The organism is Paenibacillus sp. Dod16 (assembly GCF_049893405.1).
Classification (GTDB): Bacteria; Bacillota; Bacilli; order Paenibacillales; family Paenibacillaceae; genus Paenibacillus_AQ.
The window spans coordinates 22,875-38,286 of sequence record NZ_JBNDYG010000033.1; the positions used below are offsets into that span (position 1 = coordinate 22,875).

The 15,412-nt window shown below is 51.4% G+C and carries 11 protein-coding genes; all 11 read right to left on the bottom strand.

The annotated features are described in order from the left end of the window. Positions 1–17: 17 nt before the first annotated feature. The gene (locus tag ACPV3A_RS22730) at positions 18–917 is read right to left on the bottom strand and encodes a carbohydrate ABC transporter permease (RefSeq protein ID WP_119849684.1); all 900 of its coding nucleotides are present in this window, start codon (positions 915–917) and stop codon (positions 18–20) included. Continuing rightward, entirely contained in the window at positions 914–3,490 is a 2,577-nt protein-coding gene (locus tag ACPV3A_RS22735) for a DUF5696 domain-containing protein (protein WP_426201342.1), read from the bottom strand. Before ACPV3A_RS22735 ends, ACPV3A_RS22730 begins: the two co-directional genes overlap by 4 nt. A 14-nt stretch (positions 3,491–3,504) precedes the next feature. Beyond that, on the bottom strand, positions 3,505–4,125 hold the full coding sequence (locus ACPV3A_RS22740) for a Yip1 family protein (RefSeq protein ID WP_339222233.1): 621 nt from the start codon (positions 4,123–4,125) through the stop codon (positions 3,505–3,507). Continuing rightward, positions 4,106–5,569, bottom strand: a complete 1,464-nt coding sequence (locus ACPV3A_RS22745; protein WP_426201344.1) for a gluconolactonase — start codon at positions 5,567–5,569, stop codon at positions 4,106–4,108. Before ACPV3A_RS22745 ends, ACPV3A_RS22740 begins: the two co-directional genes overlap by 20 nt. 10 nt (positions 5,570–5,579) lie before the next feature. Beyond that, positions 5,580–6,491: a carbohydrate ABC transporter permease gene (locus tag ACPV3A_RS22750; protein ID WP_426201346.1), complete on the bottom strand. Its 912-nt coding sequence runs from the start codon at positions 6,489–6,491 to the stop codon at positions 5,580–5,582. Between the two features lie 4 nt (positions 6,492–6,495). Next, a complete protein-coding gene (locus ACPV3A_RS22755) occupies positions 6,496–7,464 on the bottom strand; it encodes a carbohydrate ABC transporter permease (protein ID WP_426201348.1) in 969 nt (322 codons plus the stop codon). Positions 7,465–7,476: 12 nt separating this feature from the next. Then, positions 7,477–10,434, bottom strand: a complete 2,958-nt coding sequence (locus ACPV3A_RS22760) for an extracellular solute-binding protein (protein WP_426201350.1) — start codon at positions 10,432–10,434, stop codon at positions 7,477–7,479. Positions 10,435–10,495: 61 nt separating this feature from the next. After that, positions 10,496–11,863, bottom strand: a complete 1,368-nt coding sequence (locus tag ACPV3A_RS22765; RefSeq protein ID WP_194541269.1) for an ABC transporter substrate-binding protein — start codon at positions 11,861–11,863, stop codon at positions 10,496–10,498. Between the two features lie 429 nt (positions 11,864–12,292). Continuing rightward, positions 12,293–13,336: a LacI family DNA-binding transcriptional regulator gene (locus ACPV3A_RS22770; protein ID WP_194541268.1), complete on the bottom strand. Its 1,044-nt coding sequence runs from the start codon at positions 13,334–13,336 to the stop codon at positions 12,293–12,295. Between the two features lie 221 nt (positions 13,337–13,557). Further along, on the bottom strand, positions 13,558–14,472 hold the full coding sequence (locus tag ACPV3A_RS22775; protein WP_194541267.1) for a hypothetical protein: 915 nt from the start codon (positions 14,470–14,472) through the stop codon (positions 13,558–13,560). A 416-nt stretch (positions 14,473–14,888) separates the two neighbouring features. Then, entirely contained in the window at positions 14,889–15,320 is a 432-nt protein-coding gene (locus tag ACPV3A_RS22780) for a VOC family protein (RefSeq protein ID WP_220686315.1), read from the bottom strand. Positions 15,321–15,412: the final 92 nt, after the last annotated feature.

Consider the following 15,412-nt stretch of genomic DNA (forward strand, 5'->3'; position numbering starts at 1 on the left):
CAGGAATCTCTTAGCCATTAGTTTTGATAAAAGGTTTTCCTTGAGACGATGATCCCCATAATAATCAGCAGCAAGCTGATAACGATGGTATACAGCCAAGCCATCGCGGCACTGAGCCCGAAATTCTGCGTTTTGAAAGCCGTCTCGTATATCGTCCGGGTCACGGTGCTGTCCGCGAACGAATCGATGATGGTATAAATCATGTTTGTCAGGATGAGCGGACTGACCATCGGAAAGGTAATTTTCCAGAACGATTCATAAGCGGTAGCCCCTTCGATCTTCGCGACCTCGTACATTGAACCCGGGACGGCCTGCAAGGCGGCAAGAAAGATCAGAATCTGAACACCCGAGCTGCTGATAATATCGTAGATCCTCATGACCGCCCCGATAATATACTCGGTTACGGTAAGGGGAAATCCGGCCTCGGATAAAATGCGCACCATCGACAGCACATTGAATTGCCCGGAAGCTTGCCCGAGCTCCTCCGCCACCGTAGCATTTCCGACCAGATTAATCAGACCGGAAGTTTCCGCTGCGGAAATTGCGCCTGACGCCAGGATGACCGGCAGGAAGAATATCGCCCTTGCTAGGGCTCTCCCCCTGAATTTCTGATTCAGCAGAATGGCGGAGAACAAACTGAAGAACAAGATCAGCGGAACGTCCACCACCATGCCCAGTATCGATTCCGTCAAGATCCGGTTGAAATTCGCGTCCACGAACAGCGCCGTGTTGAAATTGCTCCATCCAACCGACTCCAGTTCATAGCCTGTGGGGGAAATGTTCAATTTACTGAAGCTGAACAGGATGGACTGGAGCAAAGGTCCGGCAAACAAAAAGATGAAACCGATCAGCCATGGTGCGATGAAAAGGAGACCGAGCATGGATCTTTTCTGAGTCAGGGACAATCTCATTTTCATGCCCGGCCACCCCCTACAGCATAATTTTGCGGCTCCACAAGGACCCCGTTAACATCGACGGCTTGATCGGTATAATTGATCAGAATCGACGTGCCGTTCTCGTACCTCACTTCGACCACGCCGCTTTCATGCCGCTTATGCTCCACCATCCGCTGCGTCCGGAGCGGCGCCAGCACCTCATTCAGCTCCTTGTACAAGGAAACCGCTTCTTCGAACCAATCCTTGTAATGGGTGGAGTACATGTCATCAAAACGCGTGTACTTCAGCTTCGAGCTTTGTTCATATGACCACAGGAAGTGCGGAGCTGATCCGGATTCCAGTGACTGCAGAAGCTGCTTGCGTAAATTTTGCTCATTCAGGTTATTGACTGCTGCCCCCGCATAATCCAGGTATCCGTGAATGACCATTTGATAAAAGGGGACTTCCTCATCCGTCAGCCCGAATCCGCTGCTCGACGTCGGTGCATCGATCACGTGGCTGGCATAAGCCCAGCTGTATGCATTGGCGCCGGAAATCATCGTATCCGGATAGACCTCATGCAGCATCTGCAGCTGATCGGTCACGATAAGCTTCGCGGTTTCACGGAACACCACCCGCTGCACCCGGTAATCCGAGCTCAGAACATCGCCCAGGTCCCGCAATGACACAGCCCCGATGCCAAAACGTTCATATTGCCCCGCGAATCGGTCCACGTAATAGGGAAGCTTCGCCGGCGACATGAGATTGTACGTACCGTAATAAGAATCCATCCGGTTCATGTTCCGGTCATACGGATGCAGCGCTGCCGTTTCCCTGGTCACGAAACGGGATGCATCGGATGACGGCGTGAACGCCCCATCGTCATGGTAGACGTGCTGAAAGGCAACATCCGGATACAATCCGCCGCCGGCATCCTTCAATTGCTGGGATAGGGCCTTCAGCTCCGCTGTGCTTCCTACCACGCGATCAGCCTTTACCTTCACCGGGGTTTTGTGATGGACGCCTTTGCCGAACCAGCCGAGGTAACGCATTCGGAGATTGGCGATGCCCTCGCCATTCAGAAGAGCGGCGATCTCCCCTGCCTGCTCGAAGGTGGTCATCGAGACGACGGCATCATAAGGTACGCCCAGAAAAGATCTCCGTTTATCCACGCTGCCCAGCATATCCAGATAGAACGGGATCCCCTCGTCTTCTTCCAGTGGAGTCAGCTGGTTATCCTCCACGAGCGTTTGCTGATACAAGCGCGCCATGCCCGAGTAGCTGGCCTCATCACCCGACAGGAAGCTGTATCTAACCGCCAGATTGCCGCTGTAGAGCTTGTCATTCAGCAGCTGAATCTCCTGCACCGTACTGCCGGTGTAAAGCTCCAGCATATCCTCGCCGCGCACGGCAAAGCTGCTGAATGCATGATTGTACGAGTTCTGCTTCCCTGCGATGTCAGCGGACACGCTCGCGATGGCGTCGCCTTCTTCAATCACGGCAAACCAGCCGCGATCACCGCTCTTCATACCGAACACGGGCATCCGCGCCTGCTCCGCCACCTGCCCGCGGCTGCCGCTGTTATTATTCGGATCGGTGCCGTATATCCGCTGCACGTACTGCTCTTCCTTCACTTTGCCGTTATTCAGCTTAATGAGACTGCCGCTGCCGTCCGGGACCAGCATATATCCCTGTTCCTGCGAGCCGGCCGCGCCGAAATAACGAAGCAGCTCCACGCTGCGCAGACGGTGGCTCTCGCTTTCCGTTACCTGGTCAAGCGGAATTGAAACGACCAGCGAATCCTCCTCCAGCCGGTATTCGAGCGGAATCTTGAACTGCGGTTTCGAAGAGGCACTTGCGGCGGCTCCTCCGCCCGCTTCGTTATCAAAGGCAAGATCCTCCGCGGTGTAGCCGGCCTGCTCGAACGCCCCCAGCATTTTTTTCAGCACCAGCTCTTTCTTGATCTGGTCATCCAATCGCTCCAGCATCGCCGGATTATCCTTCATGGGGTAATACCGGGCCTGCACATATCTCGCCAGCGACTCATCCAGCTTGCTGATCACCTTCTCCTGCAATCGGTCCTGTGAGATGTATTTCGGCAAGGCGTCGATTCCGAGCGACACATCTCCAAGCGTATACGTGACGCGAATTCCGTTGTCCAAGCTTTCCACCGTGTAGTTCCCGTTCATCACACTCCACGTATAGTTCGGATAGGTCTCAAGCGTGCCGATCGCATCCCGGAACGTCAGCGTCAATTGCGAAGACAGCACTTCCTTCTCAAACGGCGAGGCAATTCCATCCTCCATGCGGTCTGACGGATTGCTGTACCATATCGTATCGCTCCGTTTATCCCGTACCGCCACCTCGGTCGTTTCCGGATGATAATACAGAGCAAGCGCCGCCGTCTCCGCTACCAGATCCATACCGGCTACGCCGTCTGTCGAATCGTTCAGAAGGGTCAGCTCACCGCCCGGCGTCGACTCAGCTGCCGCGATTCGGTAAGCCGCCACGTCAACTGCCGGTGCTCCCCGATTCACGTAGATCAGAAAGCCCGCAGCCATGCACGTTATAACGGTACATGCAAGCACCGTGTACAGCCATTTTCTTTTTTCCACGGATGCGGCCTCCTCTATTGCCTGAATAGGATCTCTCGGTAAACGTTGACAACGAACGTGTAAATCTGCTGCATCATGCTCAGCACGAGCGTGCCCAGAAATACGATGATGCCCATTACGATCAGGGTCAGAAACATCGTGACGACCGTTTTGCCGGCCGAGTACTGATGAACCGTCATCGTGCCGACAAAGAGCAGCCCGATAAACCAAATCGCCGCAACCGTCGTAAGCAGATAGTAGAACACGGTCTCTTCCTGCACCATAAACCGGCTCGCCAGCGTCATGGGCGGATAAATCAGCACCATCGGAATCAGGGCATACGCACTGGCCATCACGATTTCTTTAAACTTCCCTTCCCCGCCCATGAGCGTGGTGACCGACCAGTTGGAGACGCACCACAGAAAGAACGGGAGCACGATAAAGATCAGTTCGTCGATGCTGCTCAGCGTCCGCGGATCATTGTAATTGACCAGAAATCCCGCGTATTGCCGCTGCAAAATCATGGCCATGACCACAAGCACCAATACGACATAAGCAACCCCGAGACGACCTCTATTCTCGTACTTTAGATCCCAATATCCGTCGAAGGGGTGAACAATCAAATGAAGGGGGAATTTAAGATAATCCTGTTTCATGCTTCCCTTCCCTCCTCTGCTTTCGGTATCTCACCGTTCTATAGACCGTATAGAGCAGCACAACGCTGGTCCCAACCGATAAAATGGTGCCGAAATGCTCCTTCATGACCTCTCTGCGGTAGCGTTTATAAGCAACGGAATAATTTTTGCGGTCCATGCCTAACTCAAAATATCGAAGGGCTTCCTTGTTCTCCCCCTTCATGAGCTTCGCTTTCCCTATACCGATATAAGCGATGTCATAGTTGGCATTGAGCTGAAGCACGCGTTCCCAGTACCTTTCCGCCTCCGCGTCTTCCCCGCGATAATGGTGGCGTACGGCAAGGTTAACCTGTTTCCCGAACTCGGTTGGCTCGAACACGACAATGCTTGCATTTCCCCGGTCCAGCACAAGCTGACGGTCTCCAAGCTGTTCAATCGCCGCCGGCGTCTTAAACACGCCCAGCTGATTCCCGATGCCGCCGTAGACATACAGCAGGTTTCCGGACTCATCATAGGTGAATACGCGTCCCTGAGTAGAGTCGAGCGCGCTGTAAATCCCGTCGCCAAGCACTTTAATATCAACGAACTTGGAGGGACCTACCGTTCTCCGATAATAAATATCCCCGGCAACCGGAAAGTAGCCAAAGCGTTTCAGCACATCCTCACCTGACGGATTAAGGCGTTTAATCGGCTCCTTGGACCCGACATCAATATTTGTGGCGTAAACGAATCCTTTGGCGTCGATATCCAGATTGGAGAATTCGGTCGGGATGAACAGTCTCATCTGGGCTTTTTGGGCACTCGTTGATACCAGTCGCCAGAAATAATCGCCATAATCGCGTTTTACCTTAATCGTTCCGACGTAACCGAGAAAGGTACCGTTCTCCTCAAACTGCATAATGCCTTCATAAACACCCCGTGCGACAACGAATACCCGCTTGGCTTCATCCACCGTTACTTTCAGCGGGATGAATTGAAAGCCTTGAGGCAGCACATCCGATTCCGGCTGCTCAATGATCCGGACAAGCGCGCCTTCCGCCGTTAATACGACAACCCGCTGATGGTCGGTATCAGCAACATAGATGTTCTCGTCCCCGTCAATGAAGATGCCGGAAGGATTGGCAAAGCCGTCCTCTTTCCCTTCATTCATAAAGGCATCAATGACGCGAACGACATTCCACGCTTCATCGAGGCATACAATCCGTTTATTGCCGCTGTCCAGCACGTAGATGTTCCCCGCCTCTGACACATGCATATCGCTGGGCTCCAAAAACTCCCCGATACCCAGATCTTTCCCCGTCACGGAGCGTACCGGCAGATAGGCTGCAGGCACGGCAACCGTTTCCTCCCAATAATTGTAGATATAGCTCTCATACGGAGCACTGGCGGATGCACTCCCCGGCATCAAGCCGGTTAGCAGCAGGGAGGCCGCCGCGAGCGATAGCAACCATTTTTTCGCTGACATGTGATCCCCCCTAATCCTTCATCCCGGATGTGGCCATCGTCTCGATAATCCGGCTCTGCGAGAACAGAAAGAGCACAATCGGCACACTCATCAGGATGACTGCCACGGCCGCGCCTGCGCCGGCCCGGGATATACCGCCCAGAATGATCTGATTGGACGCATAGTGCAGGGTCTTGAGCTGCTCGCTGTAAATAAAGCCGTTGCCATCGGTCCCCCATAGGATCTGGAACAGCAAAATAATCAAGGTAAGCCACGCCGGCTTCACGTTAGGCATCACGATGGACCAGAAGATCCGGTATTCGCTGGCTCCGTCGATCTTGGCCGCTTCAAGCAGGGCATCCGGTATCTGCTCCATGAACTGTTTCATCAGGTATAGGCCGAGCGAATAACCGAATGCCGGTATAATTACCGCCCAGTAGGTGTCGATCAGTCCCAGCCACGACAGGATCATATAGTTCGGCGTCGCCGTCACGACCGGCGTGAACATCAGAGACAACACCACGATTTGGAACAGAAAAACCTTGCCCGGAAACTTGTGCTTGGCCAGCGGATATGCCGCAGCGGAGGCAAAGATTACGTGCCCGACAATGCCAACGCCGGTAATGAATACCGTATTGAAGATATACCGCGAGAACGGCACCCAGGACTGACCGAGCAGGTTGATCAAATCGAAAAAATTATTCCACGTGGGATTGCGGACAAACAACGTGGGCGGGAACAAGAAAATCTCGTCCAGCGGCTTGAAGGCATTGTTGATGGCATACACCAAGGGCAGCGCCATGAAAGCGCCGAACACCGCCAGCAGCGCAAACAGGGAGAAGGTGCCCATGAAGGAGCGGTTTACCCGTTTGCTGCGCCCTTTAAGACTTACGTTCAGCAGGCGGCTGCCCCGTTTTTTTGGAAGTTCGTATGTAACCCTCATGCGTCTACTCACCTACCTTGCGCAGCAATTTTTGGACGATCAGGTTAGTTCCCACCATCAGAATGAACAGCACGGTCGCAATCGCCGAAGCAAAACCCATCTCGAAACGAGTCGTGCCAAAATCGATGAGATGCGTTACGATCGTTTCCGCCGCATAATTCACACTCGGGAAACCGGCAAGCGCAATTGATACGTCGGCCACGGCAAACGATGTCGTAAGCTGAATGACCGCGCCGAACATGAGCTGCGGCCGCATCGAAGGCAGCGTAATGTACCACAGCTCCTGCCAACGGTTGCGGACCCCGTCCACGGCACCGGCTTCGTAGAGCGTTTTATCAACGGTTTGAAGTCCGGCGATGAAAGCCAGGAAGCCGGTTCCGAGGCTGAGCCACAGCTGGACCAAAATGATGATCGGCATAATCAACGCTTCGGTCTTCAGCCATTGGATTGGCTCCAGGATGATGCCCAGCTTAATCAGCATGCCGTTCGCTATGCCGTAGCGGTCGCCCGAAAAGATCATCAGCCAGATGAAGTAAATGTTCCCGGAGATCGAAGGCGCATAGAAGATCAGAGTCATGAACGCCCGCAGCCGCGGACCCAGCTCATTGATGACCCACGCAAATAGGAAACAGGCCAAATAGCTGATGGGTCCTGTGATGGCGGCGAAGAGAAGGGTATTCTTCAGCGCAACCAGAAAGATATCGTCTTCCAGGAACAAACGCGTGTAATTATCCCAACCGACAAACCGCGGAAATTCCAGCATGTTGAAGTACGTAAAGCTGAGAATCATGGAAATAACGACCGGAAAAACGGTAAACAGCGTGAACAGGATCATATAAGGCGCAAGCAATATATAGGAATGCTTGTTGGCCTTGATCTCCGCCAGCTTCCGCTTCCACCATGATTGCGGCTTCACCGGGTGAACAGCGGCAGAGATCGTAACCTCAGGATCCTGAAGGCTGACATTATGCAATTTGGATTCCCCCTATCCCTGCGGCTCGCCGAATTCTTCTTGCTTGGTCCGGATTTCGTCGTGAATATACTGCACGGAATCCATCAAGGCCTCCCGCGGCTCGATGCCGCTGATCACCGCTCGGTAGAAGGCATTAAACAGATGCCTGCCCGTCGAATAGCCGCCTGGCACCTCCGGAATTCCCTGCACCCATTCAAATTGCGATTTCAAATTCTCATAATCGGCAACGGGCCACGGCAGACTGTCAAGCGCCTTAATATTCGCGGTCGGATAGCGTGCCGCTGCGCCCATCAGGCCTTCCATCTCGCGGCCGAAGCTGGTCTGCGTTGCATCGCTGGTCCACCATTTCAGGAACTCCCAGGCCGCGTCCTTATCCTTGGCATCATCCAGCATCAGCACGGCACTGCCACCGCTTGGAACGGTGCGATCAATCGTGCCGTCCGCCTGAACGGTTCCCGGAACGGGCGCAAAGCCCCATACGCCACGAATTTCCGGCGCGAACACCGACAGCTGGTTATAGGTGGTGTAGTCGGAAATGCCGATCGGCATTTGTCCTGTACGGAACCGGTTCGCAAAATCATACTCCCGCTCGAGCTTGTAATCCGTGTAGTATTCCGTCCATTGTTTAAAGGCTTCCAGCCCTATCTTGGAATCCAGATCCGATTCCTGGTTGTTGTTGCGGTAGAATTGCCCGCCGGATTGCATCAGGAGCGCTGCATACAAGGAATTCGGCGGCAGTGTAGTCCACTGATCCGGTGCCTGCGCCACAACGGGAAGACCGAATTGCATATGATTTTTGTTCAATACGGCAAGCAGGCTGGCTACATCGTCCCAGGTCTTCGGAACTTCAAGTCCAAGCTCCTCCAGCACATCCTTCCGGTAGAACATCATATTGAAGGTTTGCGTCTCGGGCAGCGCATACACGCCGTCCAGGTATCGGTAAGGCACCAAGGCGCTGTCCCTGAATCGGTCCGCTACCGAATCGAAATCATGGAAATGCGTCAGGTCTGCTGCCGCGTTCCGCATGGCAAAGTTCACCGGCAGATCATTACCGATCTGCATCGCGACCTCAGGTCCCTGTCCCGACAAAGTTGCGGGGAGCAGCGTCCCCATGTTGACCAGCTTCAGATTGACGTTAATGCCGGTCTCCGGCGTAAAGGTCTCGTCAATCATCGCCTTGATGGTATTGGCCTGATCGCGACCGCTGCCGATCCATACCGTGATCGAACGTTGATTCTTCGCATCCGCGACATTACCGATATTGTTGTAATCGATGAAGAAGGAGCTGATGAACGTCGACACCTCATGCTTCACCTTATCACCGGCACCCATCCCGCTCTTGGGCAGCTTGACATCGGCCGAGGCAACATAGAGGGCATCGATCTCGAGCGGCTGCTCCCTAGCCTGCTGCAGCCATGTTCCAAGTCCGCCGGTATTCGTCTTGTAAGCCTCCAGCCTGCGCGGAATCGTATCCGGCTTCGCGATCATCTCATCCAGCTGAAGCGCCATGGTCTTTAGCAGCGCCTCCTGATCGCCGGATTGTCCCGACAGTTCAACCAATCTGGCCGCGATGACTTTCAGTCTGTTGCTTTCGAATCGGAAGATTTCCAGCAGCTCCGGTATCCGCTGCTCCACGCGGTAATCGCGGAATTCATCCGGACTCGTGCCAGTGATCATCAAAATTTTGCGGTACATGGCATTCAGGTTCAGCAGACTGTCCTCCACCTCTTGAATGAGCGGAGCGAATTCACCAAGACTCGCCTCGAGGCGTAACACATGCTTACCTTGCTCCAACCGGAACAGATAGGGTTCATCGCCTCCAAGCACGTCCATGCGATATCCGTTCTTAAATTGGAACGGAACGTGGTTCATTTCTTCAAACGGAACCTTCCCGTCAATCGTCAGCCTTCTCGTCGTGTACATGCCCCGCACAAAATTTTGCTGCGATTTAAATGCAATCTTGTAGAGCCCGCTCTCGGGTACATCCAGCTCCCATTCGATCCACTGCCCGGGCAGCCGCCAGTTCAAACCGCCAATGGTATTGATTCGGATCTTTGAGGCGCTGTAGGGACTGACGCTCGGACTCGAACGCTCGCTTAGCGGATACAAGGTCGGTGATGATTTGGCGACTGCGTCTTCACCCTGAATCGTAAGTAAAGTTCCTTCGGTTATTCGAGCACCTTCAGCCTCATACTGTTGATGCAGCTCGGCGTACGTCAGCGGGCGCTCCTGCTTGAAAAGCTTCAGCTCCCCGATCACCATCGGCTCCCTTGCTGCTGTAAGAGACACGGTATGCTCTCCTTTTTCAAAGTAAAAAAGAAACGGCTCCGTGATATATCCGTCCGCATCCTTCAGCACTGCCTCGACCCAGACCGGACGTTCGATTTGCTTCGGTCTCAGGTCATTGCCCTGGTTATCCTGATCGATGCCGTCTTTGGCGTTATCCCAGATCCGGTCGAATTGCAAATAGCCAGCCTCTTGGAAGGGAAGCTTCCCGTCGATGCGGATGGAGCGCTCAATAGAGGAGCTCTTTCCTTCCACTGGATAATAGAGCAGAGACAGATTGTACATTCCCTCTTCCTCTACATGAACCTTCCATTCCACCTCCCCCTTCTCCCCCGTAAAAAGCGAGGTTCCAGGATGACCCTCATAGGCTTCCAGTCTGCGGAATTCCCCGCCGTCGGCACGACTGTATTCCGCCGCAGGAATCGTGATTACACGATCAGGTCGACTCTTTCCGTCATGATCCGACAAATACTGGGTATACGAAATGCTTTTTCCCTGCTGCGTGCTGAGTTTGACCAGCGATGCGGGACGTTCCAATGAAATCTCTGTCCGGCTGTCTTCCGCCTTGATGCCGGATCCGGGTTCACTTCCCCCTCTATAAAAAAACAGAATCAAAGCGGCCATGACCGCCAAAAGAATCAATAGTCGATTCATCCATTTTTTTAGCTGCACATGAAGTGTCAATGTTCATCCCCCTGTTCAGGAGAAGGGGGCGCGGCTTTAAGCTTTAACGCCCCCGTCCATCTTATTTGCCCATTTTATCGACAGCAGCCTGCGCCTGTTGTTTATATTTCTCGGCCGTAGCGGTTACCGATTGATTGTTCACGATAATATCCTCAATGAAAGCCCCAGTAGGGTAATCCGTGTAAGCTTCGTCGACCGTGATGACACCGGTTCCGGCAATATGCTCGCGAATCATGTCGATGTCTTCCTGATTGGTATAGATGCTCTCCAGGTAATCCTGGCCCGGATATTCCTCTGTTGGCGGTATATCGAACGTCTCTTCATAAATTTGATAGACGATGGCCGGATCTTTCACGCCCTTTGGAATGAACTTCGCGGATGCGGCGGTATTGGCATACGTTGTTTCCGGCGAGCCTTGCGGACCGCTAGGAATCGGAACCACCCCGACCTCGAACGTAATGTCGCCGAGCATCCATTCCGCTGCCGTAAACATGGCTACATCACCGTCTTTAAAGGTGTTTGTTTCTTCCCAGTTCGTTTTGTTGCCGCTCTTGACTTTAACCACTTTCTCCACGTTGTAGAGGCGGTTCACAAATTCGGCAGCTTCCAATGTTTTCGGATCGGACAAACCTTCTTTGCCATTGGAATCATCAACGATTTTGCCCCCGTTAGCGGCGGTGAAATGTTTAACGGCATCAATTGCCCAACCGGAGAAGCCCCATACGTCGGTTTTCCCGTCGTTATTCGTATCCTTGGTTGCCTGCTTGGCAATCTCCATGAGTTTATCCCAGTTCCATTCTCCCTTGGCATACAGCTCCTGAAGATCCGGGAGGCCGTTCTTCTTAAACAAATCGCGATTGTAATGAAGTCCAAGTCCGATGGAGGTCGGATTATCGAAGCCGTATTCTCCTCCGCCAATGGCAGGATATTTCGCCTGCAGATCGGCTTCGTTATTGATATTGTTCTGATCCGTCGTAAACTCGCTGATCGGCAGGATCTGCCCTTTCATAATAGCCGGCAGTGCCGATTTGTACTCCAGCTGCACGATATCGGCAAACGGCTCGCCTGCCAGCACGCTTGTCGTAAATTTATTCATGTACTCCTCAAAGGGAACGTTAACAAACTCGATTTTGCAATTGTATTTCTTCTCGATTTCGGCAATCTTCTCCAAGCGGGCTTTCTCTCCGGCTGTTGTGCCTGCCGGCTTCAGGTCCCACCAAGAAGCAACCTTAATCACGCGGCCGCCTAGATCTACAGGTTCTGCTTCAGGTTCAGCGGGTTCTTCTTTTGGAGTCTCTGCTGCCTTGTCCGTGCTAGGAGCCGGAGTCGCAGGCGGTGTCTCCGCTTGTTTAGCGCCTCCCCCACTGCAGGCCGTAATCAAAAATAATAAACAGACAAGCAATAAAGAAAGCCCTTTCATTTTTCTCACGCTAAAAACCTCCCCTATTTGTTAAACGCCCTGTTTAAAAGCTGCATGTACCCCCAAGATGATATTGAATGGATTGATTCACAGTTTTCCCTGCTGCTATCCTCGCCCCCAATCCGTTATCCCTGTTTGCCAAAAAATATATCACTTCGATTGTAATCTCGTCAATATATTTTATGATAATAATAACAATAAACCTAATTAATTATTAAAAATAACATAAATATTTTAGTGACAGCGATTACAAATTATTTCTGCACAACTCGGCTTTTTTCGATACATTCCCTTATATATCAACGATATATTTCAATGAATCCAGCGAAGTGGACCATTATACGATCATAATATTCGTTATTTTTCTGTTATGAATATATAAAAAAACCCCAATGTCATGGAGACATCGGGGCTAACGTGAGAATATGACAATGCAGCTTACATTTCATCCGTATCGCGTGTTGCGTTATTCAAATCCCTAACAATGACGTCCGCTTGAATTAAAAGCCGCTCGTAATTGGAATCCGGGTTCAATATCCGCCACAGCAATTGATCGACGGCACGCATCCCAAGCAGTTCCTTATCGATGTTGACGGTTGCCATAATCGGCAGGTTATCGTACATATTATCAAATCCAGTCACCTGTACGCGGCCCGGTACGTCGATGCCCTGTTTCCTGAGCGCCTCCATTGCGAACATGGCGGTGATATCGTTGGCGCAAACAAACACTTCCGGAAGTTCGCTTCCGGCAAGGACCTTTTCTAACGCTGCGTGTATATTCTCAATCTCCGGGCTGATCAGGGATGGCAGCTGACGATGTTCGATTTTGTAATCGGCCAGCGCGGACGAGAAGCCGATCCAGCGCTCGTAAAAGCTCTGGGCATCTTCGATATTGCCGATGAACTGATACTTTTTATACCCTCTGCTGATCAGCTTGGTCATGATTTGTTTCATGCTGTGCATATTGTCGGTGAATACCGTGTCCGATTGAAAAGCCGGGTCCATGTGGTCCACCATGACCACGGGAATGTTCAGCTTCTTGATATCCATTAAATTTTGGGTGGATACCGAGCCCACCGTCACAATCCCGAGAATGCCCTGGGGATTTAGCAGAGTGAACATATGGTCATTCGATGGCTCCGTCAGCGTGAGAATGTCCAGCCCCTTCTGATTCAGACGAGTAGATATGCCGTCAAACACCGGTCCCCAATAGAGGGATTCCCGATTTTGATAACGGACATTCGGGAATAGAACAAGCACCGCCCCCGCCCATTTCCTGTTCTCCGGATCTTGAAGCTGCTGGTTTTTCCCCGCGGCTTGGTTCGGCTGATCCTTAAAGTACCCCAGTTGCCCCGCTGCCTTCAGAATCATGTCCCTGGTCTGCGGGCTGACGCCCGACTTTCCCGACAAAGCACGGGATACCGCGAATTTAGATACGCCCGTGAAATCGGCAATTTCCTGAATCGTCACTTTCGTTTTCATCGTTATCTACCTACTTAAGTGCGAATTTGTCGTACATTTCCCGTGTTATTTATGTTAGTTTTTGTTAGGTTACAGACATAATATTATTTGAAAAAGCAGTCAAAGTCAAAGAATATCCTGCATTTTCTTGTTTTCATTTTTACAAAAACAAAAGCTGTCCTCTGGTCATGTTCAGACCAGCAGGACAGCTCCTCTCTTGTAAGAGATAATATTACGATATATTATGGTTTCTCCACGAGCAGCGCTTCCCACTGCAAGCCTTCCCCGGTGATTTCTGTCCGGAGGTCGGAGATGCTCTTCAATGCCTCCTCGCGGCGTGTCTCAAGTGTGATTACCGTTTCCTTGTATAGCTCACCTATCTTCTTCTGCGTAACGCTTGCCATTTTCGTTATTTCGGATTTTCTTGCAGCATTGCCCTTGGAGATCGCGGTTGTCTGTTCCTTAAACAGCTTGCTGTATTGGCTCTTAGCTGTTGCCTTGCTGATTTTCCCCTGTTTGTACTTCCACATCGGACTGTTCAGATACGACGTACTCGATCCGTTACGAAGCTTCCACATCGGGCTGTTTAAATAGCTTTCACTGACCATTTTGCTGAATTTCCATGCGGAACTGTTCAAATAGCTCGGGGTGATCGTCTTCTTGTATGTCCACATCAAGCTGTTCAAATAACCCTCGTTCATTTCTTTGCTTAGCTTCCAGAGGGTGCTGTTCAAATAATCCCGGTCTGCGGCTTTTGCATACTTCCACATCGGACTGTTTAAATAGCTTGGATTGATCAACCGTTCATATTGTGTCAGCTTATCCTTTAAATCACGGTTCCCTTCATACTTCAGCTTCAGCTGATCCAGATCTGCTTGAAGCTTCTCGTCCCACTGCTTTTGATCCTCCAGCACTTTTTTCTCCAGCTGATCCAGGGACGCATGGCTTGCATCATAAAACACCTTATATTTCTTGTCTACTTGTTTCTGGTAATTGTTATACGCATCTACCGTCTTCTTGTTATAGGATTTATACTCGCTCCATACTTGATTCATCCATTTCTGATCCGCTGCGTGAACCGTTGTTTGCGGAAATAGGACCGAGACTGCAAGCAAAAGGCTGCAGATGGTCAATACCGATTTTCGCACCAATCTCATCGAATTTCGCCCCTCTTTTATAGATAGTCAATAAGGGATATTTTACCTAATGGCATGTTGTCTTCCAATAGGAATTCCGAACCCCTAACTTTTAGACTATAACCTGCTTGCTCCGAGCTCGATTATTTCATGGTACATCGTACTTCATTCCCTAGCACCTTCGCGAAAAACATGCCTTTTTTTCGCGATTCCATTTTTCAAAGTGGGGGATATATACACTTCCTTAGTCCTGTAGTCACTAAGTATCAAGTTAGCTAGTTATAACAGCCCATCTTCGACCCGAAGCGCTTTCAGACGCTTGACCGGTCGAAAAATACGCTTATACAATTCGAGTCGTAGATTATGCCTTTTGAACCGAATAAGGGCCCTGACGGCAAATCGTCAGGGCCCTTTTATTATAACTGCAGGAGTAGAATCTACTTCTGCGCTTCAACTTCGGTTGAAATATTCCAGTATACGCCGTATTTGTCCGCAACGATCCCGTAGGCCGGGCTCCAGAACGTCTCTTGCAGCGGCATAACCACCTGACCACCTTCAAGCAGCGCTTCGTAGAACCGCTTCGCGTGTTCGGGTGCATCGGTCATGATGCAGATCTGAACCTGATTGCTGGATTCAACCGGTTGACCGGGAAATGTATCCGAAAACATCAGATCCGTCTCTCCTACCTTCAGCAAAGCGTGGGAAACGCGATCCCTCGCGCTCTCCGGCAGCGGAAAATCAGGGTTCGCCGGCATTTCGCCGAAGGTCTGAACCATAACGACCTGGGCATCCAACGCTTTTTCATAGAACTGAATAGCTTCCTTAGCATTCCCATCCATAATGAGATACGGATTCAATCGAAGTGTCATGGATCGTTAACCACCTTTTATTTTCATATTGAAGTAGATAACTCCTATTATCTCCCAACAGGATCACTTTAGCAAAATATGACGCAACTCTA